The sequence below is a fragment of the Streptomyces sedi genome, from assembly GCF_006335015.1.
Classification (GTDB): Bacteria; Actinomycetota; Actinomycetes; order Streptomycetales; family Streptomycetaceae; genus Streptomyces; species Streptomyces sedi.
The window spans coordinates 189009-215919 of record NZ_VDGT01000001.1 but is presented as its reverse complement, the minus strand read 5'-3'; the positions used below and the strand labels follow the sequence as shown (position 1 = coordinate 215919).

General features: G+C 73.0%; 22 protein-coding genes. 11 read left to right on the top strand and 11 right to left on the bottom strand.

Going from position 1 to position 26911, the window contains the following annotated elements:
- Positions 1-3: 3 nt before the first annotated feature.
- The gene (locus FH715_RS00800; protein ID WP_246108467.1) at positions 4-1218 is read left to right on the top strand and encodes a sensor histidine kinase; all 1215 of its coding nucleotides are present in this window, start codon (positions 4-6) and stop codon (positions 1216-1218) included.
- Positions 1215-1925 carry a response regulator transcription factor gene (locus FH715_RS00795; RefSeq protein WP_281290678.1) on the top strand — a complete coding sequence of 237 codons (711 nt, stop codon included), beginning with the start codon at positions 1215-1217 and terminating at the stop codon, positions 1923-1925. The genes FH715_RS00800 and FH715_RS00795 overlap by 4 nt, the downstream gene beginning before the upstream one ends.
- 500 nt (positions 1926-2425) lie before the next feature.
- Here the strand turns inward: FH715_RS00795 and FH715_RS00790 are convergent, their stop codons facing one another.
- Complete coding sequence (locus FH715_RS00790) at positions 2426-3358, bottom strand: hypothetical protein (protein WP_139640025.1); 933 nt, start codon at positions 3356-3358, stop codon at positions 2426-2428.
- 87 nt (positions 3359-3445) lie between these two features.
- On the bottom strand, positions 3446-4618 hold the full coding sequence (locus FH715_RS00785; protein WP_246108466.1) for a PP2C family protein-serine/threonine phosphatase: 1173 nt from the start codon (positions 4616-4618) through the stop codon (positions 3446-3448).
- 134 nt (positions 4619-4752) lie between these two features.
- Between FH715_RS00785 and recO the strand changes: the two genes are divergently transcribed.
- Complete coding sequence (gene recO / locus FH715_RS00780; RefSeq protein WP_170184582.1) at positions 4753-5502, top strand: DNA repair protein RecO; 750 nt, start codon at positions 4753-4755, stop codon at positions 5500-5502.
- 142 nt (positions 5503-5644) lie between these two features.
- Positions 5645-6487 (top strand): isoprenyl transferase, encoded by an 843-nt coding sequence (locus tag FH715_RS00775; protein WP_139640024.1) that lies wholly within the window; start codon positions 5645-5647, stop codon positions 6485-6487.
- 72 nt (positions 6488-6559) lie between these two features.
- On the opposite strand, the gene FH715_RS00770 is transcribed toward FH715_RS00775, so the two are convergent.
- From FH715_RS00770 to FH715_RS00755, 4 genes are all read right to left on the bottom strand, one after another.
- Entirely contained in the window at positions 6560-6991 is a 432-nt protein-coding gene (locus tag FH715_RS00770; protein WP_139640023.1) for a Fur family transcriptional regulator, read from the bottom strand.
- Positions 6992-7481: 490 nt separating this feature from the next.
- Entirely contained in the window at positions 7482-8375 is an 894-nt protein-coding gene (locus FH715_RS00765) for a metal ABC transporter permease (protein ID WP_139640022.1), read from the bottom strand.
- Complete coding sequence (locus FH715_RS00760) at positions 8375-9163, bottom strand: metal ABC transporter ATP-binding protein (RefSeq protein WP_139640021.1); 789 nt, start codon at positions 9161-9163, stop codon at positions 8375-8377. Before FH715_RS00760 ends, FH715_RS00765 begins: the two co-directional genes overlap by 1 nt.
- 135 nt (positions 9164-9298) lie before the next feature.
- The gene (locus FH715_RS00755) at positions 9299-10423 is read right to left on the bottom strand and encodes a metal ABC transporter substrate-binding protein (RefSeq protein ID WP_139640020.1); all 1125 of its coding nucleotides are present in this window, start codon (positions 10421-10423) and stop codon (positions 9299-9301) included.
- Between the two features lie 207 nt (positions 10424-10630).
- Between FH715_RS00755 and FH715_RS00750 the strand changes: the two genes are divergently transcribed.
- The 3 genes from FH715_RS00750 to FH715_RS00740 all read left to right on the top strand — a co-directional run bounded on the left by FH715_RS00750 (position 10631) and on the right by FH715_RS00740 (position 14523).
- Positions 10631-12013 (top strand): glycine--tRNA ligase, encoded by a 1383-nt coding sequence (locus tag FH715_RS00750; RefSeq protein ID WP_139640019.1) that lies wholly within the window; start codon positions 10631-10633, stop codon positions 12011-12013.
- 147 nt (positions 12014-12160) lie between these two features.
- The gene (gene dusB / locus FH715_RS00745) at positions 12161-13297 is read left to right on the top strand and encodes a tRNA dihydrouridine synthase DusB (RefSeq protein ID WP_139640018.1); all 1137 of its coding nucleotides are present in this window, start codon (positions 12161-12163) and stop codon (positions 13295-13297) included.
- A 596-nt stretch (positions 13298-13893) separates the two neighbouring features.
- A complete protein-coding gene (locus FH715_RS00740; RefSeq protein WP_139640017.1) occupies positions 13894-14523 on the top strand; it encodes a DUF4291 domain-containing protein in 630 nt (209 codons plus the stop codon).
- On the opposite strand, the gene FH715_RS00735 is transcribed toward FH715_RS00740, so the two are convergent.
- A complete protein-coding gene (locus FH715_RS00735) occupies positions 14474-16411 on the bottom strand; it encodes an amylo-alpha-1,6-glucosidase (protein WP_139640375.1) in 1938 nt (645 codons plus the stop codon). The two genes, FH715_RS00740 and FH715_RS00735, sit on opposite strands and share 50 nt — an antisense overlap.
- 100 nt (positions 16412-16511) lie before the next feature.
- A complete protein-coding gene (locus FH715_RS00730) occupies positions 16512-17894 on the bottom strand; it encodes an MGH1-like glycoside hydrolase domain-containing protein (RefSeq protein WP_139640016.1) in 1383 nt (460 codons plus the stop codon).
- A gap of 167 nt (positions 17895-18061) precedes the next feature.
- Here FH715_RS00730 and FH715_RS00725 point away from each other — a divergent pair, with 167 nt between their 5' ends.
- The gene (locus FH715_RS00725) at positions 18062-19258 is read left to right on the top strand and encodes an ROK family transcriptional regulator (RefSeq protein WP_139640015.1); all 1197 of its coding nucleotides are present in this window, start codon (positions 18062-18064) and stop codon (positions 19256-19258) included.
- Between the two features lie 544 nt (positions 19259-19802).
- Here the strand turns inward: FH715_RS00725 and FH715_RS00720 are convergent.
- Complete coding sequence (locus tag FH715_RS00720; protein WP_139640014.1) at positions 19803-20540, bottom strand: transglycosylase SLT domain-containing protein; 738 nt, start codon at positions 20538-20540, stop codon at positions 19803-19805.
- A 388-nt stretch (positions 20541-20928) separates the two neighbouring features.
- Here FH715_RS00720 and FH715_RS00715 point away from each other — a divergent pair, with 388 nt between their 5' ends.
- The 3 genes from FH715_RS00715 to FH715_RS00705 are packed head-to-tail and all read left to right on the top strand — an operon-like array spanning position 20929 to position 24345.
- The gene (locus FH715_RS00715) at positions 20929-21816 is read left to right on the top strand and encodes a polyphosphate polymerase domain-containing protein (RefSeq protein WP_139640013.1); all 888 of its coding nucleotides are present in this window, start codon (positions 20929-20931) and stop codon (positions 21814-21816) included.
- A gap of 34 nt (positions 21817-21850) precedes the next feature.
- Positions 21851-22537 (top strand): DUF4956 domain-containing protein, encoded by a 687-nt coding sequence (locus tag FH715_RS00710; RefSeq protein ID WP_139640012.1) that lies wholly within the window; start codon positions 21851-21853, stop codon positions 22535-22537.
- Positions 22538-22539: 2 nt separating this feature from the next.
- A complete protein-coding gene (locus FH715_RS00705; protein ID WP_139640011.1) occupies positions 22540-24345 on the top strand; it encodes a CotH kinase family protein in 1806 nt (601 codons plus the stop codon).
- Between the two features lie 102 nt (positions 24346-24447).
- On the opposite strand, the gene FH715_RS29260 is transcribed toward FH715_RS00705, so the two are convergent.
- Positions 24448-26166 (bottom strand): ATP-binding protein, encoded by a 1719-nt coding sequence (locus tag FH715_RS29260; protein ID WP_211367357.1) that lies wholly within the window; start codon positions 26164-26166, stop codon positions 24448-24450.
- Positions 26163-26909, bottom strand: a complete 747-nt coding sequence (locus tag FH715_RS00695; protein ID WP_139640010.1) for a response regulator transcription factor — start codon at positions 26907-26909, stop codon at positions 26163-26165. The genes FH715_RS29260 and FH715_RS00695 overlap by 4 nt, the downstream gene beginning before the upstream one ends.
- Between the last annotated feature and the right edge of the window lie 2 nt (positions 26910-26911).

Below are 26911 nucleotides of genomic sequence, written 5' to 3'. Positions count from 1 at the left end.
CGCGTGACCTCCGTGTCGGCCGTCCGGCGACTCTCGGAACTCCCCGCGCGGCTCGGGGAGTTCCGGGTCGACGCCCTGCTCGCCGCCGCCCTGGCCGTGGCCTGCGGCGCGATCGCCGTGCTGCTGCCGCACGACGGGCGGGCGACGGACGGCCCCGCGCTGGCGCTGCTGGGCGCCGTCGTCGCGCCCCTGGCGTGGCGGCGGCGCGCGCCGCTCGGCACGCTGCTGCTGTCGCTGGCCTTCGCCGCCGTCTACCACCGGCTGGACTACCAGCACGCCGCCCCGTTCGCCGCCACCGCCGTCGGCGCCTACACGGCAGCCGCCGCCGGCCCCCGGTGGCGGACCCTGGTGCTGGCGGGCGGGGTGCTGCTGGCGGTGCTGGTCGTCTGGCAGGGCAACGGCGGCGGCTCGGCGCTCAAACTGCTGCGGATCTCCGGCTGGCTGCTGTGCGTGCTGGCCGTGGGGGAGGCCGCGCGGCTGCACCGCCGGCTGCTCGCCGCAGCGAGGGAACGGGCGGAGCGCGCCGAACGCACCCGCGAGGAGGAGGCCGCGCGCCGGGTCGCCGAGGAACGGCTGCGGATCGCGCGCGACCTGCACGACCTGCTGGCGCACAGCGTCACCGTCATCGGGGTCCGCGCCTCGGTCGCCGCCCATCTGCTCACCGTGGAACCGGCCAGGGCCGACCTGCCGGCCGTCACCGGCACGTTGGAATCCATCGCCGACGTCTGCCGCGACGCCCGCGCCGAACTCCGCCACACACTGCGCGGGTTGCGCGGCGACGAGCCGGAGCCGGACGGGCCGCCGCCCGGGATCGACGCCCTCCCCGACCTGGTGAGGATCGCCGAGGAGGCGGGCGCGGTCGTCGAGGCGACCGTGGCGCCCGACCTCGGAGCGGTCCCGGGACTGGTGGGCGCCGCCGCCTACCGTGTCGTCCAGGAGGCCCTCACCAACGCGGTCCGGCACGCCGGGCCGGGAACGCGGGTCGCCGTCGCGGTGCGGCGGGACGGGGACACCCTGCGGGTGAACGTGGCCGACGGCGGGCCGTCCCCGGGGACGGCCCGGCCCGAACCGGCGTCCTCGGAACCCGGGTTGGGGCTGACCGGGATGCGGGAACGCGCCCGGGCCGCCGGCGGGACGCTGCGCGCCGGGCCACGTGCCCACGGTGCCCTCGGCTTCGAGGTCACCGCCGAACTGCCCCTGAAGGGAGACCTGTCGTGACGACGGACGGCACGACGGACGGCACGACGGACGGCACGCCCGAGACGCGGGTCATTCTGGCCGACGACCAGCTCCTGGTGCGGTCGGCGTTCGCGATGCTGGTCTCCGCGACGCCCGGCATGGCGGTGGTCGGCGAGGCCGGGACCGGGCGCGACGCCGTCGCCCTCGCCCTTTCCACCCCGGCCGACGTGGTCGTGATGGACATCCGGATGCCCGACCTCGACGGCATCGAGGCGACGCGGCGGATCGCCGGGGACGAACGGCTCGCCGGGCTGCGGGTGTTGGTGCTGACCACCTACGACACGGACGACCACGTGCTGGCGGCGCTGCGCGCCGGGGCGTCCGGGTTCCTGGTCAAGGACACGCGGCCGGCGGACCTGCTCGCGGCGATCCGCACCGTGGCGGGAGGGGAGGCGCTGCTGTCGCCCGGCCCGACGGCGCGCCTCATCGCCCGCGCCCTCCGCGTGCCGGACGCGCCGGCGCCGCCGACGGCGGCGCTGGCACGGCTCACGGACCGCGAACGCCAGGTGCTCGTCCTGGTCGGGCGGGGCCAGAACAACGCGGAGATCGCGGCGTCGTTGCGGATGTCGCCGCTGACGGCGAAGACGCATGTCAGCCACGTGATGGGCAAACTGGGCGCGCGTGACCGCGCGCAACTGGTCATCGCGGCGTACGAGTCGGGGCTCATCACGCCGACTGACCACTGACCTTGCCGGTCGGGGCGGGTTGTCGGCGTGCGCCCGGTGGGTGGTTGCTCGCGCAGTTCCCCGCGCCCCTTCTCGGCCGGTGGGCGGCTTGGGGGCGCGGGGAACTGCGCGGTGCATCTGTGGCGGGGGTTGGTCGACTACGGAGCTTCGTGGGTGGGTGGGTTGTCGGCGTGAGCCCGGTGGGTGGTTGCTCGCGCAGTTCCCCGCGCCCCTGGTTGTGGTGGGCGTGGTCGGTCAGGTGCGGGTTCACGTGCGGTAGGTGGCGGCCTGTTTGGGGGCGCGGGGAACTGCGCGGTGCATGTGTGGCGGGGGTTGGTCGACTACGGAGCTTCGTGGGTGGGTGGGTTGTCGTCCTCGGCCCGGTGCGTGGTTGCTCGCGCAGTTCCCCGCGCCCCTTCTCGGCCGGTGGGCGGCTTGGGGCGCGGTGCATGGAGACGACGACGGTGCCGCGCCGGCAAGGCGGGTTGTCGGCGCCCCTGCGGGGGCGGCCGGCCGCCAGGTCACAGTTCGCGTAGCGCGTCCGTCAGGTCCGTGTCGCCGGCGAGGAGGCGGCCGGGGCGCTGTTCGGGGCGGTCGGGGACGGTGACCCGGACGCCGACGGAGCCCCCCGCGTCCAGCGCGGACACCTCCGCGCCCGCGTACCGCGTCGTCGCCCGTTCGACCTCCTCCCGCAGCCGTTCCAGCGCCGCGTCCGCCGTCGCCTCGTCCTCCGTCACCGCGCACAGCACCGTCGACGTCTCGTCCGCCGCCTCGGCCCGGTGGCCGACGGCGTGGACGGGGACGGCCGCGCCCTCGCGGGCCTGTACGAAGTCCGCGCGGTAGACGTCGCCCAGGCAGTCCGCGAGGTCGCGGTAGGCGTCCCGCGCCGCGAGCGGCTCGCCCGAGGACTCGGTTCGCGCCGGGTTCAGCTGTTCGTCGCCCCAGTGGATGCGGTCGTCCGTGACCATCAGGCCCAGCCCGCGGTCGTGGCTGATCCAGACGGTGCCCGCGTCGGTCTCCCGTTCGGTGAAGCCGTCGGCCGCCAGGTCGTCGACGATCGCCGCCGCGTCGAAGGAGCCGTCCCAGTGCCCGAACGGCGCGCCGAAGTCGACGGTCACCGTGGTCTCGGCGTCCCCGGGGACAAGACCGTAGCGTTCGGCCGGCAGGTCCCTGAGGTTGAGCAGCGGGGTGCCGAGGCCGGCGACGAACGCGAACCGTTCGGCGTCCTCGGTACGCAGCTCGTTGGCCCTGGTCGCGTCCACATAGGTGAGGCCGGTCGGCGGCGGCGACTCGTAGCGCACCTCCTCCAGCGCGGCCAGCACGTCGCCGCCGGGCCCCGCCCGTTCGGTGAGCGTGCAGCCGGCGGTCCCCACCAGCGCGAGCGCGAGCGTGAGCGCCGTGGCGGCGCGGCGTCCGGGTCTCGGACCGCTCGCGCGGTCTCCCACAGCTGACATGGGCAGGAGAGTAGCCGGACCGTCCCCCGTTCCCTCACCCCGGGTAGTTTCCCCGCCACGGCGGGGTCTCTCCCGGAGCGGGACGGGTCAGTCCAGCGTGAGCCCGTCCGCCGGCGGGTCCGGGTCGCGGCGCACGGCCAGCACGGCGGTGTCGTCGGTGAGCCGGCCCCTGGTGTGGCGCAGCACCGCGTGCTCCACCAGTTCCACCACTCCGCGCGGCGAGGTGTCCGAGGCGCCCGCCAGCTCCTCGGCGAGCGGCAGGAACGTCCCGTTCCGGTCCCGCGCCTCGCTGACGCCGTCCGTGTACAGCAGCAGCGTCGCCTCCCCGGGGAACGCCACCCTCCGCACCGGCGGCAGCCGCCCCGTCAGCTCGGTCAGGCCCAGCGGGGTGCCCTCCCCCTCGGGGAGCGCCCACACCCGCTCGCCCGTGATCGCGTACGGCGCCTCGTGACCGAAGTTGACCATCTCCAGCCAGCCGCTGTCCTCGGGGGGCAGCCCGACCAGCACGGCCGTGGCGAACCGTTCGCCGCTCTCCCCGAGCAGCGACACATACTGGTTCTGCCGCCGGATCCGGTGTTCGAGCCGTTCCGCCACCACCGCCAGGTCGGCCTCGTAGTACGCCGTCTCGCGGAACGCGCTCAGCAGCGCCGCCGCCGCGTCCACCGCGCTCGTTCCCTTGCCCTGCACGTCGCCGAGGAGCACCCGCGGCCCGAACGGCGTCGGCTGCACGTCGAAGAAGTCCCCGCCGACCTTCGCCGCGCGCTCCGCCGCCAGATAGACGTTGGCCGTCCGCACCCCGCCGATCCGCGGCGGGATGGGCCGCAGCACCGCCAGCCGGGTCGCCTGCGCCGCGTCCTCCAGCCGCCGCACCTGGCGGTTGGCGCGCAGCCGCAGCGCCGAGGCCAGGACCGAGAGCACGCAGGCCGTCACGACCAGCAGAAACTCGCTGACGCCCATCGGGTATTGGTGGTCAAGCGACTGTTCGAGCCCGATCACCGTCCCCAGACACACCACGGCGAACGCGGCCGTCGTCCACACCCCGCACATCCCGGCGGCGAACGCCGGCACCAGACCCACCCAGGTGACGATCCGCATGTGCTCCGGCGCCCGCCAGTCCGCCACCACGATCAGCAGCAGCAGCGCCGCCGGCAGCGTCCAGGACACGTCCCAGCGCCCCACCGTGATCGGCGGGTCCAGCGCGGGAACGTCGGACGGCGTCTCCCGCTCGTTGCGCCGGCGCGGCAGGAGGAGAGGGCTCACCCTCTCACCATCCCGCAGGAGCGCGCGGGGCGCGCGGGCGCGCTCCGCTGAAAGAGGACCGTCGTCGCGGGGGCGCGCGGCGGCGGATGAAGCCGGGGACCGGCCGGCCGCCGGGCCGGGCGACAATGGGCGGCATGAGCCTGTTCCGCGACGACGGCATCGTGCTGCGCACCCAGAAGCTGGGCGAGGCAGACCGGATCATCACCCTGCTCACCCGCGGCAACGGGCGGATTCGGGCGGTCGCGCGCGGGGTGCGCAGGACCAAGTCGAAGTTCGGCGCGAGGCTGGAGCCGTTCAGCCATGTCGACGTGCAGTTCTTCTCGCGGGGCAGCACCCTCGTGGGGCGCGGCCTGCCGCTGTGCACCCAGACCGAGTCGATCGCGCCGTACGGCCGCTCGATCGTCTCCGACTACGACCGCTACACGGCGGGCACCGCGATGCTGGAGACGGCGGAACGGTTCACCGACCACGAGGGCGAGGTCAACGTCCAGCAGTATCTGCTGCTGGTCGGCGGGCTGCGGACGCTGGCGGCCGGGGAGCACGCGCCGAGCCTGGTGCTGGACGCGTTCCTGCTGCGCTCGCTGGCGGTCGGCGGGTACGCGCCGAGCTTCGCGGACTGCGCGCGGTGCGGGCTGCCGGGGCCCAACCGCTTCTTCTCGGTGGCCGCCGGCGGCTCGATATGCGTGGACTGCCGGGTGCCGGGCAGCGTGGTGCCCTCGCCGGAGGCGCTGCTGCTGCTCGGCGCGCTGCTCACCGGCGACTGGCCGACGGCGGACGCGGCCGAGCGGCGCCACGTCAGGGAGGGCAGCGGGCTGGTCTCCGCCTATCTGCACTGGCACCTGGAGCGCGGCCTGCGGTCGCTGCGCTTCGTCCAGAAGGGGTGACCGTTCGGGAGGGGGCCGTTCGGTGCGGTGGTGTGACGCGGGCGCGCAACGGGCCGCCTGGGCAGGAACGTTCGTCCGGTTCGGCCGCGCGGCGCGGAGGGGATACGCTCGCGGCAGGACCGTCCGACCACTGGAGTGCCCCATGAGCCGCCGCGGAATACTGTCCCGGCAGCGTCGCGACTATCGCGCCCCCGACCCCCACCCGAGCGGGGCCCGCCCGCCGCGGCTGCCGTCCGATCTGGTCCCCCAGCACGTGGCCATCGTGATGGACGGCAACGGCCGCTGGGCCAAGGAGCGCGGGCTGCCGCGCACCGAGGGGCACAAGATCGGCGAGAGCGTGGTGCTCGACGTGGTCGCCGGCTGCCTGGAACTCGGCGTGAAGAACCTGTCGCTCTACGCGTTCTCGACCGAGAACTGGAAGCGTTCGCCCGACGAGGTGCGCTTTTTGATGGAGTTCAACCGGGACGTGATCGCCCGGCGCACCGTGCAGCTCAACGAGCTGGGCGTGCGGGTCCGTTGGGCCGGCCGCGAGCCCAAGCTGTGGAAGTCCGTGATCAACCAGCTCAAGCACGCCGAGGACGTCACGCGCGACAACGACGCCATGACGCTCTACATGTGCGTCAACTACGGCGGCCGGGCGGAGATCGTGGACGCGACGACGCGGCTCGCGCGCGACGTGCGGGAGGGGCGGCTGAGCCCCGAGCGGATCAACGAGAAGACGATAGCGCGCTACATGTACCACGCGGACATGCCCGACGTGGACCTCTTCCTGCGCCCCTCGGGCGAGCAGCGGATCTCCAACTACCTGATCTGGCAGAGCGCCTACGCGGAGATGGTCTACCAGGACGTGCTGTGGCCGGACTTCGACCGCCGCGACCTGTGGAAGGCCTGCCTGGAGTACGCCTCCAGGGACCGCCGCTTCGGCGGGGCCATCCCCAACGAGATCGCGCGTGAGATGGAGGGCGGCGAGCCGTCCGTTCGCTGAACGGTGCCGGCCGGTGCGCTTTCAGCGCCGGCCGGTTCTCGGGCGCGGCCGGTTCTCAGTCGCGGTCGGCTCTCAGGAGCGGTCGGCGCGGCCCGCGCTTCGCGCGCAGTCGCCGCAGGTGCCGAAGACCTCCACGGTGTGGTCGATGTCCACGAAGCCGTGCTCCTCGGCGATCGTGTCGGCCCAGCGCTCCACGGCCGGGCCCTCCACCTCGACCGCCTTGCCGCAGGAGCGGCAGACCAGGTGGTGGTGATGGTCCCCGGTGCTGCACCTGCGGTACACGGCCTCGCCGTCGTTGGTGCGCAGCACGTCGACCTCGCCGGCGTCGGCGAGAGACTGGAGGGTGCGGTAGACCGTGGTCAGCCCGACGGAGTCCCCCCGGTGCTTGAGCATGTCGTGCAGCTCCTGCGCGCTGCGGAACTCGTCGACGTCGGCCAGCGCGGCGGCCACGGCCGCGCGCTGCCTGGTCGAACGTCCGCGAACCGGCGGTTCTGCCGTCCCCACGGGGTACCTCCTGCCATGTGCTTCGCATCCCCTGCCGGCCCAGGGTAGCCCCTTGACGGCCTCACGCTGACCTTGCCGGCCGGGGCCGGTCGCCGCCCTCGCCCCGGCGCGGTGCATCCGTGGCGGGCCGCGGTCGACTACGGAGCTTCGTGGCTGGGTGGGTTGTCGTCCTCGCCCCGGTGGTGGGTTGCTCGCGCAGTTCCCCGCGCCCCTGGGGTGGGCTGGCGTGGTCGGTCACGTGCGGTAGGCGGCGGCCTGCTTGGGGGCGCGGGGAACTGCGCGGTGCATCCGTGGCGGGCCGCAGTCGACTACGGAGCTTCGTGTCTGGGTGGGTTGTCGTCCTCGCCCCGGTGGTGGGTTGCTCGCGCAGTTCCCCGCGCCCCTGGGGTGGGCTGGCGTGGTCGTTCTCGTACGGGTCGCGTGCGGTAGGTGGCGGCCTGCCTGGGGGCGCGGGGAACTGCGCGGTGCATCCGTGGCGGGCCGCAGTCGACTACGGTGCCGCGCCGGCCAGGTGGGTCGTCGCTTCCGCCCCGCCGGCAGGCGCCCTGCGGCGGGCCAGTGGGAGCGCCAGCAGGGAGACCAGCGCGAACACCCCGATCGCCAGCAGCACGATCGTCGCGCCCGGCGGGACGTCCGCGTAGTACGACGTGGTCGTGCCGGCCACCGAGACCGTCACGCCGAAGCCCACGGCCAGTGCCAGCGTCGCCGCGAAGCCGCGTGTGAGCTGCTGCGCCGCCACCACCGGGATCACCATCAGCGCGCTGACCAGCAGCAGCCCGACCACCCGCATCGCCACCGTGACGGTCGCCGCCGCCGTGACCGCCAGCAGCAGGTTCAGCGCCCGCACCGGCAGCCCGGTGACGCGGGCGAACTCCTCGTCCTGGCAGACCGCGAACAGCTGCCGCCGCAGCCCCAGCGTGACCAGCAGCACCAGCGCCGAGAGCACCATGATCGCGGTGATGTCGGAGGGCGAGACGGTGGTGACCGACCCCCACAGATAGGACGTGAGGTTGGCCGTCGAGCCGCCCGGCGCCAGGTTCACGATCATCACGCCGCCGGCCATGCCGCCGTAGAAGAGCATCGCGAGCGCCACGTCGCCCCTCGCCCGGCCCGAGGCGCGCAGCAGCTCCATCGCGACGGCGCCCACCGCCGAGACCGCGACCGCCATCCACACCGGGCTGGTGTTGAGCAGGAAGCCGAGCGCCACGCCGGTCAGCGCCACATGGCCGATGCCGTCGCCCATCAGCGCCTGTCGGCGCTGCACCAGGTAGATCCCGACGGCCGGCGCCGCCAGCCCGATCAGCACGGCCGAGAGCAGCGCCCGCTGCATGAACGGGTAGTCGAGGAGTTCGAGGACGCCGGAGCCGGCGAGCGTGGTGGTCATCAGAGGATTCCGGTCTGGAGGGTCGGTTCGGCCGAGGGCTCCAGCGCGTCGGCCGGATGGCAGGGGTGGCTGCCCTCCGGCAGCCGCGAGGGGCTGTCGACGGTCCGCTCGACCTGCCCGTGCCCCAGCACCACGGCCCGGTCGATCAGCGGCGCCAACGGGCCCAGCTCGTGCAGCACCAGCAGCACGGAGGCCCCGCCCTCCACCTGGGAGCGAAGCGTTTCGGCCAACACCCGCTGGCTGTCGAGGTCGACGCCTGCCAGCGGCTCGTCCATCACCAGCAGCTCCGGTTCCACGGTCAGCGCCCTGGCGATCAGCACCCGCTGGTGCTGGCCGCCGGAGAGGGCGTCGACCGGCTCCCCGGCGCGGTCGGCGAGCCCGACCCGTTCGATGGCCAGGTCGATCGCCTCCCGGTCGGCCCGCCGCATGGGGCGCAGCCGGCGCCGCGCGAGCCGCCCGGCGGCCACGACCTCCCGCACGGTGGCCGGCACCCCGCCCGCGGCCGTGGAGCGCTGCGGAACGTAGCCGACCCGCGACCAGTCGGAGAAGCGGCGCACGGGCGTGCCGAAGAGCGTCAGCCGGCCCCCGGTGACGGGCACCTGCCCGACGACGGCCCGGACGGCGGTCGACTTGCCCGAACCGTTGGCGCCGAGCAGCGCCACCACCTCGCCGCGCCCGACGGTGAGGCTGACGCCGCGCAGCACGGGGCGCCCGCCCAGCTCGGCGGACACCTCGTCCAGCCCTATGACGGGCTCGGCCCCTATGACGGGCTCGGCCTCGCGCTCCATGGCTCGCCTCCGCTTTCCTGGTGCCGTCCTGGCGGTCCGCCTCCCGGCTTCCCGCTTTCTCTGCTTCTCACGATGGGGGTCGTCTTCCCACGATGGGGGCCGTCCTCGGCCTCGGCGACCCCGCGGCGTGCCGGGTCAGGCGGCGCCGAGGGCCTGCCGCAGCGCCTCCAGGTTGGCCCGCATGACCTCGGGGTAGTCAGCGCCGGGGGAGTCCTCGGTGATTCCCTCCAGCGGGTCGAGCACCGCCGTCTCCAGGCCCAGGTCGTCGGCGAGGGTGCGTGCCGTCTCGTCGCTGACCAGTGTCTCGAAGAAGACCGTGGTCACGTCGTCGGCCTCGGCGACCTCCCGCAGCTCCCGTATCCGCGCCCCGCTGGGCTCGGCCTCCGGGTCGAGACCGGTGATCGACTCCTCGTGCAGCCCGTAGCGTGCGGCCAGGTAGCCGAACGCGGAGTGGGTGGTGATGAACGTGCCGCCCTCGACCTCGGCGAGGCCCTCGGTGAACTCCTCGTCCAGCGCGGTCAGTTCCTCGACCAGCTCGGCGGTGTTCCGCTCGTAGTCGGCCATGTGGTCCGGGTCGGCGTTGACGAGCGAGGCGCCCACGCCCTGGGCGACCTGCGCGTACTTCGACGGGTCGAGCCAGATGTGCGGGTCCATGCCGTCGATGTCGTGGCTGTGGTCGTGGCCGTGCCCGTCCTCGCCGTGGTCGTGCTCCTCCTCGCCGTGGTCGTGCTCTTCCTCGGCGTGGCCCTCGTCCTCCGCGTGGCCCTCGTCCCCGTGGTCGTGGCCCTCGTCGGCGTGCTCCGCGTGCTCCTCGGGGGACTCGCCCTCGTGGTCGTGCCCGTCCTCCTCCTCGGTGTCGTGGCTCTCCAGGGAGGTGAAGCCGGTCGCCTCGGCGACCTCGCCGGTGGCCGACTGCTCCACTGTCTCGTCGACGGCCGGCTGGAGGCCCTTCAGGTAGACGACCAGGTCGGCGTCGGCGACGGCCGCGGTCTGGCGCGGGCTGATGTCCAGGTCGTGGGGCTCGACCCCGGGACCGGTGAGGGTGTTGACCGAGACGTGCTCCCCGCCGATCCGCTCGGCGAGATAGGCCATCGGGTAGAACGACGCGACCACGTCGAGCGTGCCGTCGGACGACCCACCCCCGCCGCCGCCCTCGTCGTCGTAGAGGCCGCAGCCGGTCAGCCCGATCAGGCTGGAGGCGGCGAGGGCGGCGATGGCTATTCGGCTGCGGGGGCGGCGTCGTCCGGTCATGACAGCCATTTTCAAGTTAGGTGGAAACGATTGTCAAATGGGTCAAGTGGGTGAACGAAACAGATCTTGTGGCGAACGGGAACTCCCGGTCACGGCCCTGTTTCCACCGGTAACGCACCCCGTGGGCCGATACCCGCCAACCGATTTGCCGACGCCCTGGGAGACGCCGGTAACCTGAGGCAATTCCCTGTCTCCCCTCGTCCTGAAGAGAGCACCGTGGCCGCCGACAAGATCGACACTATCGTCAGCCTCAGCAAGCGCCGTGGCTTCGTCTACCCCAGCAGTGAGATCTACGGCGGACAGCGCGCCGCCTGGGACTACGGCCCGCTGGGCGTCGAGTTGAAGGAGAACATCAAGCGCCAGTGGTGGCGGGCCATGGTGACCTCGCGCGACGAGGTGGTGGGGATCGACTCCTCGGTCATCCTGGCGACGGAGGTCTGGGAGGCCTCCGGCCACGTGGCCACCTTCACCGACCCGCTCACCGAGTGCACCTCCTGCCACAAGCGTTTCCGGGCCGACCACCTGGAGGAGGCATACGAGGCCAAGCACGGGCACCCGCCGGCGCAGGGCCTCGCCGACGTGAACTGCCCCAACTGCGGGAACAAGGGCGCCTTCACCGACCCCAAGCAGTTCTCCGGGCTGCTGTCCACCCACCTCGGCCCCGCCCAGGACTCGGCCTCCGTCGCCTACCTCAGGCCGGAGACCGCGCAGGGCATCTTCACCAACTTCGCCGCCGTGCAGCAGACCTCCCGCCGCAAGCCGCCGTTCGGCATCGCGCAGATGGGCAAGTCGTTCCGGAACGAGATCACCCCGGGCAACTTCATCTTCCGCACCCGCGAGTTCGAGCAGATGGAGATGGAGTTCTTCGTCAAGCCGGGCGAGGACGAGGAGTGGCACGTCTACTGGATGGAGCAGCGCTGGAACTGGTACCGCGACCTCGGCCTCTCCGAGGAGAACATGCGGTGGTTCGAGCACCCCAAGGAGAAGCTGTCCCACTACTCCAAGCGCACCGCCGACATCGAGTACCGCTTCCGGTTCGGCGGCTCCGAGTGGGGTGAGCTGGAGGGCGTGGCCAACCGCACCGACTACGACCTCGGCGCCCACGGCAAGGCCTCGGGCCAGGACCTCAGCTACTTCGACCAGGAAGCCGGCGAGCGCTGGATCCCCTACGTGATCGAGCCGGCGGCGGGCGTGGGCCGCACCATGCTGGCCTTCATGCTCGACTCCTACTGGGAGGACGAGGCGCCCAACGCCAAGGGCAAGATGGAGAAGCGCGTGGTCATGCGCTTCGACCCCAGGCTGGCCCCGGTCAAGGTCGCGGTGCTGCCGCTCTCCCGCAACCCGCAGCTGTCGCCGAAGGCCAAGGAGCTGGCGACGGCCCTGCGCCGCCACTGGAACATCGAGTTCGACGACGCCGGCGCCATCGGCCGCCGCTACCGCCGCCAGGACGAGATCGGCACGCCGTTCTGCGTGACCATCGACTTCGACACCCTGGAGGACAACGCGGTGACCGTCCGCGAGCGGGACACCATGAAGCAGGAGCGGGTCTCGCTCGACCAGGTGGAGAGCTACCTCGGCGCCCGCCTGATCGGCTGCTGACCCCGCGCCGCGCATGCCCGAGGCCGACGGCCGGGACCCTTCCCCAGGGGCCCGGCCGTCGGCCGTTCGACGCGGGGGGCCGCACAATGGGAGACGGCCCGAGGCCGCCGCCCCCTTCGCCGCAGTGAGGAACGTGAGGAACGCCCGATGTCCCAGCCGTTGCAGATCGGCCCGCACACGGTGGACCCGCCCGTGGTGCTGGCGCCCATGGCGGGGATCACCAACGCGCCGTTCCGCACCCTGTGCCGCGAGTTCTCCGGCGGGCGCGGGCTCTTCGTCAGCGAGATGATCACCACCAGGGCGCTGGTGGAGCGGAACGCCAAGACCATGCGGCTGGTGCACTTCGACGCGGCGGAGAAGCCGCGTTCCCTCCAGCTCTACGGCGTCGACCCGGAGACCGTCGGCCGCGCCGTGCGCATGATCGCCGACGAGGACCTGGCCGACCACATCGACCTCAACTTCGGCTGCCCCGTTCCCAAGGTGACCCGCAAGGGCGGCGGCTCCGCGCTGCCCTACAAGCGACCGCTGCTGCGCGCGATCCTGCGCGCGGCCGTCGGCAACGCGGGCGGGCTGCCGGTCACCATCAAGATGCGCAAGGGCATCGACGACGACCACCTGACGTATCTCGACGCCGGCCGCATCGCGGTCGACGAGGGCGTCACCGCCGTCGCGCTGCACGGCCGCACCGCCGCCCAGCACTACGGCGGCGAGGCCGACTGGTCGGCGATCGCCCGGCTGAAGGAGGCCGTGCCGGAGATCCCCGTGCTGGGCAACGGCGACATCTGGTCGGCGGCCGACGCCGCGCGGATGGTGCGGGAGACCGGCTGCGACGGCGTCGTGGTCGGCCGCGGCTGCCTGGGCCGGCCCTGGCTCTTCGCGGACCTGGTCTCGGCCTTTGCCTCCGGCGGTGAACCGGTTTACGCGCGGCCGGCGTTGCGTGAGGTGGCGGACGTGATGCTGCGGCACGCGCGGCTGTTGGGGGAGTGGCAGGAGGACGAGGCGCGCGGGGTGATCGACTTCCGCAAGCATGTCGCGTGGTACACCAAGGGCTTCACGGTCGGCTCCGACCTGCGGCGCGCGTTGGCCGTCGCCGGCTCGCTCGACGAACTCGCGTCGCTGCTGGACCAGTTGGACCTCGACCAGCCGTGGCCCGCCGGCGCGGACGGCCCCCGGGGCCGCACCTCAGGCCGCAACCGCGTCACCCTCCCCGACGGCTGGCTCGACGACCCCCACGCGGATGCCGCGGTCGCGGCGGACGCGGAGCTGTCCACGTCCGGGGGGTAGTAACGGGAGCGACTACCGACCTTGCCGGTCGGGGTGGGTTGTCGGGTGCGGGTTCAGCTTCGGTAGGTGGCGGCCTGTTTGGGGGCGCGGGGAACTGCGCGAATGCTGTGTGGCGGGGGTTGGTCGACTACGGAGCTTGGTGGCTGGGTGGGTTGTCGGGTGCGGCCCGGTGGTGGGTTGCTCGCGCAGTTCCCCGCGCCCCTGGGGTGGGTTGGCGTGGTGGGTTGGGTGCGGGTTCGCGTTCGGTAGGTGGCGGCCTGCTTGGGGGCGCGGTGCATGGGCGGCGGGGGTTGGTCGACTATGGAGCTTGGTGGCTGGGTGGGTTGTCGTCTGCGGCCCGGTGGTGGGTTGTTCGCGCAGTTCCCCGCGCCCCTGGTGGGGGCGGGCGTGGTCGGTCGGGTGCGGGTTCACGTGCGGTAGGTGGCGGCCTGCTTGGCGGCGCGGTGCATGTGTGGCGGGGGTGAGACGACGACGGTGCCGCGCCGGCAAGGCGGGTTGTCGGCGTGAGCCCGGTGCGTGGTTCCCGGCGCTCCCTCCACCGCCGGTGGGGACAAACCCGGTTGCCGGCCGCAGGCCGCCGCGGGGAGCATCGCCGGATGGCGCACAACGTTCCCGCGCGGGAGATCCGCGCGGTGTACACGGACGAGACCGTCACGGTCTACCAGGCGTACGGGCCGCACATCGGCCTGCCGGCCGCCCGCGACGGCAGGTTCCCCGCCGCGTGGAAGCGGGAGCGGATGACCTGGGTCAAGCCCTCGTTCCGCTGGATGATGTACCGCTGCGGCTGGGGCGAGAAGCCGGGGCAGGAGACGGTGCTCGCCGTCGAGATCAGCCGAGAGGGACTGGGCTGGGCGTTGCGGAACGCCGCGCTCTCCCACCACGACGCGGCCGTCCACCCCGACCGCGAGACCTGGCGTGCAGCCCTCCGCGCCGCCCCCACCCGCGTGCAGTGGGACCCCGAACGCGACCTGCGTCTGCGCCCGTTGGGTCACCGTTCGCTCCAACTCGGCCTGTCAGGCGAGGCGGTGCGCCGCTACGCCGACGAGTGGATCGTCTCGATCCGCGACGTCACCCCGCTCGCCCACGAGATCCACGCCCTCGTGCGCGCCGGCGCACTCGACCGGGCCACCGCGCTGCTGCCGCCCGAGCGCCCCTATCCGGTCGCGGAGGCCGACGTCAGTCACCTTCTGCCGTCGCGTCCGGCCGGGCCGAGCGGCAGCGTCTGAGGGCCAACGGGGCGGCAGCCGCCCACGACTGGGGCGAGCAGGCGTGCGGGTAGGGCACCGGCACCGGGTGGTCCTCGCGGCCGTAGCCGGTGATCACCTCCGGCATCCGGTAGCCGTGCGCGGCGGCCAGCGCCAGCAGCCCGTCGGTCAGCGTCGCGGCCCGCTCGTGGTGGCCGGCGCGGGCCAGGCCCAGCGCGGCGATCGCGCTGTCGTGCGGCCAGACCGCGCCGCGGTGGTAGGCGAGCGGGTGGTAGGCGTCCTGCCCGGCGGCCACCGTGCGGATGCCCCAGCCGGAGAAGAACGCGGGGGACAGCAGCCGTTCGGCGACCGCGTCGGCCCGTTCGCCCTCCAGCACGCCCGTCCACAGCAGATGGCCCGCGTCCGAGCCGAGCGTTCCGACCTGGCGGCCCTCGCCGTCCAGGGCCAGCGCGGGGAAGCGCTCCTCGGGCAGCCAGAAGTCGCGCAGGAAACGTTCCCGCAGCGCCTCCGCCGCCTCCGACAGGCGCGTGGCCCACGCCGCGTCGGCCCAGACGTCGCGGGCCAGTTCGGCGGTGCGGACCAGCGCCGCGTAGGCGTATCCCTGCGGGGCAGCCGCCACGATCGTGCCGCGCGCCGGCTCGCCGTCGGGGAAGCAGATCGCGTCGGGGGAGTCCTTCCAGCTCTGGTTGGCCAGCCCGCCCTCGTCGGCCCGGTAGCGCAGATAGCCGTGGTCGCCCAGGCCCGCGTGGTCGAACATCCAGGAGACCGCCGCGCGCGCCGCGCGCTCCAGGCGGTGCGCCAGCTTGTCGTCCCCGGTCCGCTCCGCGTGCGCGCCGAGCAGCAGCAGGAAGAGGGGGGTGGCGTCCACCGAGCCGTAGTAGCGGCCGTAGGGCACCTGCCGGAAGTACGCCAACTCGCCGTTCCGCACCTCGTGCACGATCTTCCCCGGCTGCGCGATGCGCTCCGGCTCCGCGTCCACCGCCTGCGTCGCCGCCAGCGCCAGCAGCGTGTCGCGGCCCATGTCGGGGTGGCTGTCCAGGGTCAGCAGCGAGGTGAGCAACGCGTGCCGCCCCAGCAGCGTCAGAAACCACGGCACCCCCGCCGCCGGCACCCGCAGCTGCTCCGCGTCGGGGCCGAGCGCCGGCATCCGCAGCGCCTCCAGGTCGGCCGCGCCCTGCGCGCAGGCGCGCCCCAACTCGCCGCCGCCGTACGCGGCCGGCTCCGGCGCCGCCGGCACGGGCGGCGGCGCCGTCAGCGGCACCGGCACGCCGTGCGGGAACGCGGTCACCGTCAGCCGCAGCGTGGTGCCGCCGTGCGGCGGCAGCTCGATCCGCCAGCACAGCCGGCGCGCGCCGCTGCCGGTCTCCTCGACGGCGTCGGGCGCCGGGTCGGCCGCGACGACCGTACGGGAGTGCCACTGCTGCCGCAGATAGCCGAACTCGACGCCGTCCGGCCGTCGCTTCCTGGTGCGCACCGCGTGCGGCTTCTGGTACCAGCGGTGGTCGTCGCGCAGCTCGAACTGGTCGGCGAAGTCGGCGTCCACGGTGAGCGCCAGCAGCACGGAGACCGGCCGCGCGCCGTTCCCCTCGACCCGGATCTCGTCGACCAGCTCGCCCTGCGCCACGGTCTGCTCCCGGAAGAGCGTGATGCCGGGGACGTCCGAGCGGCCGGCCGGCTGGGTGAGCACGGCGCTCGCCCGCGCCGGCGTCTCACCGGTCGGCCCGGTCGGCGTCGCCACCAGCACCGTCGGCGCCACGCCGTCGATGGTCAGCTGCCAGCGGCTGAGGTGCCGGGCGTCGCGCGCGAAGAGACCGTCGGGGGCGACCCCGCGCTCACCGGTGATGTCACCCCCCTCGCCCACGGCTGCGAACGTGCCGTCCCGGACGAGCAGGCAGTGGTGCGTCGGGATCACCGCGACTCCTTTGGTCCTTGAGGTCATCAAGTGCGTTGACGGGAGGGGCGGGCGTTGGTGGGCACCCATGAGAACGGCCTGCCCCGCGAGCGGCGGGTCAGTCCACGGCGACGGCGATCCTTCGCCCCTCGGCCGGCAGCGCGGCGGCCGAGGGGCCGCCGGTCAGCAGGTCGATGGTGACGGCCGCCGTCCAGCTGAAGTCCCGGGTGCCGCGCGCCTCGCCCGACACCGGGTCGACGTACTCGGCGTAGCGGGAGCGCGCCGCCAGGTGGATCAGCTCGGCGCGCAGCCCGTTGGCCAGCGACAACTCCCCGTGGCGGCGCAGGCCGCGCTCCACCAGCCAGTTCACGTTGAACCAGGCGGGGCCGCGCCAGTAGCGCGACGGGTCGTGCGCGTGGCCGGTCAGGTCGTAGCTCGGCACCATCCGGGTCGTGTCGCCAAGACCGAAGCGCGGCCCGCGCGCCGTGCGCACCAGCGCGCGCGCCGTGCGCTCCGGCAGACCCGGCAGCACCAGCGGGATCAACCCCGCCGCGCTGTGCTCCCGCACCGTCTCGCCCGCGATCACGTCGAACGGCAGAAAGAGCCCGGACTCCTCGTCCCACAGCCGCTTCACCAGCGCGTTGGTCAACTCCTCGACGCGCACCAGGTGATCGGCCGGGTCGCGCCCCAGCGCCCCCGCGATCTCGGCCAGCGCGTACTCCGAGAGCACCAGCAGCGCGTTGACCCCCGGGTCCTCGACGGCGAACGGATGCCCGCAGTCGTGGTCCCGGTAGCCGTGGTCCCGGTAGTTCTCCGCGAGCCGCACGTAACGGCCGTAGTCCAGGTCGGTCGGCCGGTCGTCGGCCCGGCCGTGGTCCAGGTCGGCGCGGTGGAACGTGTCGCTGCCGACCGGCTCGATCCGCGACAACGGCGGGTCCCAGCACGGGCTGTTGTCCATCCCCGACTCCCACGGGTGCACGATCGACGCCAGCCCGTGGCCCCCCAGGTCGCGCGCGCCCGTCAGATAGCGCTGCCAGGCGACCAGCCGCGGATACATCCGCCGCAGAAAGCCCCGCTGCCGCGAGGACACCGGGTCCGCCCGGTGCACCAGCCACGCGGCCAGCGCGTGCACCGGCGGCTGCACCAGCCCCGAGGTCTCGGTGGCGCGCGGCGCGCCGCACGCGGTGCCGGCCGACGAGGAGCGCCAGAAGTCGGGGCTCGGGAAGTACGCGGCCAGCGGCACCGAGGGGTTGAAGACGATGTGCGGCACCCGCCCGTCGTCCCACTGGGCCGCCAGCAGCGTCTCCAACTCCCGCTGCGCGCGCAGCGGCCACAGGTGCCGCAGCCCGATCGCGATGAACGCGGAGTCCCAACTCCACTGGTGCGGATAGAGGGAACGCGAGGGAACGGTGGAGGCGCCGACCCAGTTCCCCGTGAGTACGCGGCGCGCTCCGTTGTATGCGGTTGTGTGCGGGCTGGTGGACTGGTCAGCGCGATCCACGTGATCTCCGATGGACGGTGGCGCCGGCGACCGGGGCGCGACGGCACACGGTGTTATGTCGAAGGTACCGTAGAGTTACGTCTACTTAACACGCAAAAGTACCGCTGTAATATCTACTTCACAAGCTTCCGGGGGTGAGAGATCCGCCCCAGGGGAAGGCAGCGGGCATGAACCAGTCGAGCGCGGGTCACCTTCTGCGGCTGATCCGTACCGGCCGCGCGACCACGCGGGGAGAGCTGCAACGCGTCACCGGGCTCTCCCGATCGACCGTCGGCGGACGCCTCGACCAGCTCTTCCGCGCCGGCTGGGTCCGGGAGAGCGCCGGCGACCCCGTGGAGGCCCCCACCGGCGGACGGCCCGCCGTACGGCTCCGGTTCGACACCCAGCACGCCGTCGTCCTCTGCGCCGACCTGGAGACCCGCCACGCCCGCGCCGCCCTGCTCGACCTCGGCGGCACCGTGCTCGCCGAGTACTCGGGCGCGCTGCTGATCAACCAGGGCCCCGACGAGGTCATCGAACGGCTCGCCCAGTGGTTCGCGTTGCTCCTGGAGAAGGCGGACGTCCCCCTCGACGCGGTCTGCGGCATCGGCCTCGCCGTTCCGGGCCCCGTGGACGCGCGGCTGGGGCAGGTGGTGCAGCCGCCCATGATGCCGGGCTGGGACCGCCACCCGATCGTCGAGACCATGCGCCGCGCGTTCACCGCCCAGGTCGGCGCGCGCGCCGCCGAGATACCCGTGCTGGTGGAGAACGACGCCAACCTCATGGCGTACGCCGAGCAGCGCGAGGGCTACCCCGACTGCTCGGCGTTTCTGTTGCTCAAGGTCTCCACCGGCATCGGCGCCGGGATGGTCGTCGACGGCGAGATGTACCGGGGCTTCGACGGCGCCGCCGGTGACATCGGCCACATCCGGCTGGGCGACCATCCCGACGCGCTCTGCCGCTGCGGCTCCTACGGCTGCCTCGCCGCCGTGGCCAGCGGGCGCGCCCTCGCGGAACAGCTCACGGCGGCCGGCGTCCCCACCGCCTCCGGTTCCGGCGTGCGCGAGCAACTCACCGTCGGCCAGCCGGACGCGCTGCGCCTGGCGCGCGACGCGGGGCGGCTGGTCGGCGGGGTGCTGGCGACCGTGGTCACGCTGCTCAACCCCGGCGTCCTCGTCATCGCCGGCGACCTGGCCGGCCCGCCGTTCCTCACCGGCGTGCGGGAGTCGCTGTACCAGCGGGCGATGCCCAGAACGACCGCGTATCTCCAGGTCGTCACGTCCCGCCTCGGCGAACGCGCCGGCCTGACCGGCGCGGCGGCGATGGTCGTCGAATCCCTCTACGCCCCCGACCGCGCGGACCGCCGCCTGGCGGACATGCCCTGAACGCCGAACGGGCGGCGGTGGGTGGCGGGGGTTGGTCGACTACGGAGCTTCGTGGTCGGGTGGGTTGTCGGGTGCGGCCCGGTGGTGGCTTGCTCGCGCTGCGGGTTCTAGGGGTTGTCGGGTGCGGCCCGGTGGTGGGTTGCTCGCGCAGTTCCCCGCGCCCCTTCACCGCCGGTGGGCGGCTTGGGGGCGCGGGGAACTGCGCGAATGCTGGGTGGCGGGCTGCAGTCGACGACGCTGCCGCACTGTCCGGGTGGGTGGTCGTCCGCCGGCCCGCATCCGTGGCGGGACGCAGTCGACAACGACGCCGCACCGGCAAGGTGGGTGGTCGCTCCCGCCCCCGCCCCCGGCGGAACACCGTGACGCCCGCCACGTCTGATCACAGAAATGCTCAGATGAGCAAAATCCGGGGTAGCCTCCCGCTGTCAGGGCAGACACCCTCCCCGCGGCCCTTCCGGGTCGCAGGGAACGTCGTGGCCCGCCGCCACCTCTCAACCCTCAGCGGCGGCGGGCTGGGACGCTCGGACCTCACCGGCCGCCTGTGTCAGTAGGCGCTGTCGACGTTGTCCATGGAGCCGTAGCGGTCGGCGGCGTAGTTGGCGGCGGCGGTGATGTTGGCGACGGGGTCGTAGATGTTCTTGCTGGTGCCGTCGACGTGGTACTGGTCGAAGGTGGGGTCGATGACCTGGAGCAGGCCCTTGGAGGGGATGTCCTGTTCGGCGTTGGTGTCCCAGAGGTTGATGGTCAGGGGGTCACCGGCGGACTCCCGCATCAGGTTGCGGTGGATGCCCTCGTAGGTGCCGGGGATGCCTTCCTCGTCCATGATCTCCAGGGCCTCGTTGATCCAGCCCTCGATGTCCTCGTCGGTGGCGGGTTCGGGCTTGGGCTGCTCGGCCTTGTCGATCACGACCAGCGAGCCGTCGTCCCCGTACTCCTCGCCCCGGCCGGTGTCGGCGGTGAAGCCGTCCGCACGCCCGTCCGTCACACCCGCCTCAGGCGCCTGGGGCTCCTCGGGGGCCTGGGGCTCCTTGGCCGGGGCGTCGCCCTCCGGGGCCCCGCTGTCCGGGGTGCCGTTGTCGGGGGCGAGAGTGCCGGTGGTGGGGGTGTAGGCGGTGGGGGAGGTGGTCTGCTCGGCGGTGGCGACCACGCCCGCGTGGGTGTCCTCGGCGTGGGCGGTGGCGGCGAAGGGGAGCGTCAGGGCCGTGGCGCCGACGGTCACGAGGCCGGCGATCACGACCGGACGGGTCATGGTCCGGTGGGTGCCGTGGGTGCTGGCGGTCATGAAGCTGCCTCCAAGCAAGAGGGGAGATGGTGCGGTGCGAGCGCCGCTTCCGACTGCGCGACGACCCCCAACATGCACGCCGCTCCACCCCCCACGCAAGGCCCTGACCTGCGAAAACACCCCCACCGTGGGGGGCTTTCGACCCCGCCCACACCCCCCGCACCCCACCCCGAAACCACCCCCACCCACCCACGAACACCCCTCGTAGAGGACCAACGACCTGTGCCACCCCTCACACCCCCACACCCCCCACCCCCACTCAGGGTCGGCAACTGACCGCTGAGGGTGGCGCGTTCGGGGGCTCCCAGGGTTCTCTCAGGTAACTCTGCGGGTTCTCCCATCTCCATGGCGTTCTCTACTCCCTGTCGCCACGGAGAGAGGAGCGTTCATGGCAACGACGGCACCCGCCCACGCGCCGCACGCCTTCAATCGCTACGAGCTGAAGTACCTGGTGCCGGCCGCCGGGGTGGCGGAGATCCGTCGCGAGGTGGCCGCGAGGATGCGCCAGGACGGCAACGCAGGGCCCAACGGTTACGGGGTGTGGAGCCTCTACTACGACACGACCGGGCTCCGCTTCTACTGGGAGAAGATCGAGGGGCTGCGCTTCCGGCGCAAGCTCCGCATCCGCCGCTACGGCGAGCCGGGTGCGGCACCGGACGACCTGCCGGTCTCGTTGGAGATCAAGCAACGGGTGAACCGCGTCACCCAGAAGCGCCGCGTGCTGCTCCCCTACGCGGCGGCCAGGGAACTCTGCGACGGTCGACGGCCGATCGTCCCGCCCGACGCCGACCGTGCCGGCGCGGACCGTGCCGACTCCGGCCGTGCCGACTCCGGCCGCGCCGACGCGGACCGGGCGTTCGTTGACGAGGTGCTCGAACTGGTCACCCGGCTCGACCTGCGGCCCACCGCCATCACCGGCTACCGGCGCGAGCCCTACGTGGGGGTCGACTCGGACCTGGGGCTGCGCGTCACCTTCGACCACCGGGTCCGTGGGCGTGACCACGACCTGGACCTGTGTGCCGAGGCGCAGAACCGTTCGATCATCAGCCCGCACCTGGTGGTGATGGAGGTCAAGGCCAACGAGCGGGCGCCCTACTGGATCACCGACCTCGCCGCCCGCCACGGGCTCCAGGTGCGGCGCATCTCCAAGTACTGCCAGAGCGTCGAGGCGTTCGGCCGCGCGCCGCGTTCCGTCTTCCACGTGCCGGAGACCGAGGACACGCCCCTCGCCGCTCCGGGCGGCCCCGGCACCGCCGTCGAGCGGCAGCCCGCCTGAACCCCGCAAGCCGTTTCTTCGATCGAGGAGCCCCATGGATCTCGACTTCGGTCTCACCGACCTGTCCGGCACGTTCAGCGTGCTGGACGTGACGCTCGCGCTCTCCCTCGCCTTCGTGGCCAGCGTGGTCGTCGCCTGGACCTACCGCGCCACCCACCGCAACATCTCCTACAGCCAGAGCTATGTGCACACGCTGATCATCCTGGGGATGCTGATCGCGTTGATCATGCTGGTGGTCGGCTCCAACATCGCCCGCGCCTTCGCGCTCGTCGGAGCGCTCTCGGTGGTCAGGTTCCGCAACGCGATCAAGGAGACCAGGGACGTCGGTTTCATCTTCCTGGTGATGGCCGTCGGCATGGCCTGCGGCACCCGTTTCTACGCGCTGGCCGCTATCGCGACGCTGCTGATCTGCCTGGTCATCCTGTTGATGCACCGGTTCAACTGGTTTGCTCTGGAGGTCAAGCGTCAACTGGTCAAGGTGCAGGTCCCGGCCGACGGCGAGGACCACGGCCCGACCGTGGAGGACGTGCTGCTGCGCCTGACCGACGAACACGAGCTGATCAGCACGGAGTCCGTGCGCGGCGGCGCGCTGCTGGAACTGGCCTATACCGCGCGGTTGAAGAAGGACGTTACCCCTGGTCAACTGGTCAGCTCCCTGCGGGAGTCGACGGCCGGCCAGAAGGCCGCCGTGTTGACCGGTTACGACCAGACGGACCTGTGACCGTGCCCGCGAAGGCCGTTAAGCACCCCGGTTCCGCTCCCGGTCCAGGTCCCAGCGCCCGCCCCCGCCGTCGGCTGCGGCACCGGCTGCCGGTGCGGCTGCGCCGCCACTGGCCGACGCTCGGCGCGCTCTGCGCCACGGTGCTGGTCCTGTCGCTGCTGGTCGGCGCGGAACGGGTGCGCCCCTACGTCAGCTCGGAGCTGGTCGCCGAGGAGACCGTCATCCACGACATCGAGGGCGAGGGCGACCTCTTCGACGACGGGGAACACGACATCCAGGTCACGTTCAACGAGGACGAGTATGCCGACATGTTGCGCGTCTTCCGCGAGGAGGGCGAGAAGCAGTACATCAGGGCGGACATCGTCATCGACGGCACGACGATCAACGACGTGGCGCTGCGGCTCAAGGGCAACTCCACGCTGATGGAACTGCGCGGCGACGGCTTCGGCGGCGAACCCGGGGTGCCGGTCGAGGACGACGGCGAGCTTCCGGACGGCGGGCTTCCGGACGGCGCCCGTCCCGCCCAGCGTGGCGAGTTGGCGGGCGCGGAGGAACCGGAGAGGGACGCCGCGCTGTCGGAGGACCACCCCGAGACGTTGCCCTGGCTGATCAGCTTCGACGAGTTCCAGGCGGGCCGCGCCTACCAGGGGCGCACGGAGATCGCCCTGCGCCCCGGCACCATGACCTCGGGGACGGCGCTCAACGAGGCGCTGGCGCTCTCGCTGACGGCGGACGACGGCCAGCCCACGCAGCGCTTCACCTTCGCCTCCGTCTCGGTCAACGGCGGCGACTCCGCGCCCCGGCTGCTGCTGGAGTCCCCGGACGGCCCGTGGGCGACGGAGTTGGGCGAGGGCGGGCTCGGCGAGGGCGCGCCGGGGGACGGCGTGCTCTACAAGGCGCGCGCCGGCGGTTCGTTCGACTACCTCGGCGACGACCCCACCGACTACGAGGAGTCCTTCCGCCAGATCAACGGCCTCGGCAGCCATGACCTGACACCGGTCATGCGGCTGCTGCGCTTTGTCGACGAGGCGGACGACGAGGAGTTCGCCGAGCGGCTGGGCGAGTTCGTGGACATCGACTCGTTCGCCCGCTATCTCGCGACCCAGGCGCTGTTCGCCAACTTCGACGGTATGAACGGTCCGGGGAACAACTACTACCTCTGGTACGACATCGAGGAGGAACGGTTCACCGTGCTCTCCTGGGACCTCAACCTCGCCTTCGCGGGCATGGGAGACGGCCGGGTCACCGAGGGCATCGAACTTCCCGGGGAGGCCGAACTTCCGGGCGACGGCACGCTCCCCGAAGGCGGCGGTCCCCCGGGCGACGGCCCGCTCCCGGACGGCGGCGGTTCCCCGGACGGCGGCGGCCTCCCGGACGGGGGCGCGTTCACCGACGAGGGCCAACTCCCGGACGGAGCGCGCTCGCCAGCCGAGACCGACGAGGAGGACGACGGGGCCGGCGGGATGATGCGGATGGAAGGCGTCGGCAGCGGGGCGCTGGTGAACCGTTTCCTCGCCGACGACGCGTTCGACGAACTGTACGAGAACGCCTACGCGGAGCTGCGCGAGCGCTATGTGGGCGACGCAGGCGGCGTCGACTCCGTGCGGGATCTCCTCGACTCCCTTGCCGCCCGCGCCGAACGCGCGGGGGATGACGAAGCCGCCCGCGCGGCGGACGAGTTGACCGGACTGCTGGCCCAGACGCCGGAGGACCCGGACGACACCCCGCTCGGCTCGGGCGGCGGCCGGGGCCCGGCCCCGCCGGAGGAGACCGGCGGCCTCCCCGAGGGAGCGGCCCCGCCGGAGTGAGACGGTCCGGCCGGGAGCCGTCCCGTCGCTGGGCCGATCCCGGTCGCCTCGGCCTCAGCCCTGGCCCTGGCCTCGGCCCTGGCCCCGGCCTCAGCCCCGGCCTCAGCCGAGGGGCAGCACCACCGTGAACTCGGTGCCGCGCCCCTCGGCCGAGGTCACCGACAGCCGCCCCTCGTGCGCCGCGACGAACGCCGCGCTGATGGCCAGCCCGAGACCGGCGCCGCCGCGACCGCCCGGCGCGCCAGGGGCGCGGTAGAACCGGTCAAAGAGCCGGGGCAGTTCCTCCGCCGCGATGCCCGGCCCCTCGTCCCGGACGGTGAGCAGCGCCACCTCGCTGACCCCGGCCGGCAGCGCGCCCACCGCCGCCGCCCCCGGCGCCGGCGCCCGGGGCGCGCGCCGCACGGCGACCGACACCGGGGTGCCGGGCGGGGGGTGGTGCAGCGCGTTGCCCACCAGGTTCTCCAGCACCTGGCGCACCCGTTCCCCGTCGGCCACCGCCAACACCGGCTCCGGCACGTCGAGCGCGATCGGCGTCTTCGGCGCCCGCACCCGCGCCGCCTGCGTCACCCGTTCCGCGATGCCCCCCAACTCCACGTCGGCCGGCTGGAGATGGGGCGTCTCATCGAAGCGGGAGAGAACCAGCAGGTTGTCCACCATGGCCCCCATCCGTTGGGCCTCCTCCTCGATGCGCGACATCCAGCGCTCCGTGCGTGGATCGTCCGCGACCACGCCCTGGTCGCGCCCCTGCCGGTAGAGCGCCGCGAACCCGACGATCGAGGAGAGCGGCGTGCGCAGCTCGTGGGAGGCGTCCGCCACGAACCGCTTCGTCGTCTCGGCGGAGCGGTCGCGCTCCCGCATGGCCTTCGCCAGCTCGCCGAGCATCGTGTTGAGCGCCGCGCCCAGCCGACCCGGCTCGGTCGCCGGGTCCTGGGCCGGCACCCGGCGGTCGAGATCCCCGCCGGCGATGGCCGCCGCCGTCCTCTCGATCTCCCGCAACGGCCGCAGCTGGAGCCGCACGGTCGCCACCGCCCCCGCGCCCAGCACCACCAGCAGCGCCAACCCCACCACCGTCTCGATGATCACCAGCCGGCCGAGGGTGTCGTCCACCTCGTCCAGCGACTGGGCGGTGATCCGCACGCCCCCCTCCTCCCGTGGCAACGACAGCACCCGCCACGAGCCGTCGCCTCCCGTGCTGGGCACGGTGAACGGCTTGTCCCGCTCGGCGAGCAGCTCCTCCACGTTCCAGCCCGAGAGATCCGGCAACGTCTGGTCGTCCCTGGTGATCCCGACGACGCTCCGCACCTTGCCCGAGGCGTCCACCTCCAGGCTCCGCAAATCCGTCGGGAACGGCGGCACCCCCCGCCCCTCCGGCACCGCACCCGGCGCGGCCGGACGCGACGGATCACCCAGATCCCACTGGTCACCCGAAGGCACCGACTGGTCACCCGAAGGTGCTGACTGGTCACCCGAAGGGGCCGGCTGGTAGTCCGGGTGCTCCGACTGGTCACCCGAGGGGTCCGGCTGGTCGTCCGAGTGGTCCGACTGGTCACCTGACGAATCCGACAGGTCTCCCGGTTCCAACTGGTCTCCCGGGTGCAACGGATCGGTCGGGGCGGGCAGTTCGACGGGGTGGCTGTCCGCGGGACGCAGGCTGACCAGCCGCTTGTCCACTTCGTCGATCATCGAGTGCCGCAACAGCGTGGTCCCCGCCGCGCCGAACGCGACGAGACCGACCGCCGTCAGACAGAGCAGCGCCGCCGTCAGCCGCCCGCCCAGGCTCCGCGGCCACAGCCGCCACCGCCGCGCACCGGCCGCCTTCACCGCCGTTCCTCCTCCGCGAGCCGCAGACTGTAGCCGACCCCCCGCACCGTCTCGATCAACGCCGGCCCCGGCGACGCGGCGTGCACCTTGCGCCGCAGATAGCTGACGTAGGTCTCCACCACCCGGGTGTCGCAGGTCTGCCCGCCCCAGACCCGCTCCAGGATCTGGGACTTGCTGACCACCCGGCCGGAGTTCAGCAACAGGTAACGCAGCAACGAGAACTCGGTCGGCGACAACCGCACCGCCCGCCCGCCCCGGCGCACCGCGTGCGCGTCCTCGTCCAGCTCCAGATCCGCGTAACGCAACGGCTCCGCGCCCCCGGCGTCCTCCTCCCCGTCGCCGCCCGAACGCCGCAGGATCGCGCGCAGCCGGAAGACGACCTCCTCCAGGCTAAATGGCTTCGTCACGTAGTCGTCCGCCCCCGCCCGGAACCCGGCCAGCCGGTCGTCCACCGTGTCCCTCGCCGTCAGGAACAACACCGGCAGCCCCGGCCGCACCCCCCGCAGATCCCCCACCAGCTCCAGCCCACTGCGGTCCGGCAGCGTCACGTCCACCACGGCGATGTCCGGCGCGAACGCCCCCACCGCGACCACCGCACCCCGCGCGTCCGGCGCCCCCCGGGTGTCGAACCCACTCAACTCCAGCGAGGCGGTGAGCAGTTCCAGAATGTTCGGCTCATCCTCGACGATGAGCACCCGGGCCACCTCACCGGCGACCCCCTCGGCTATGACACGCGGCTCCATGG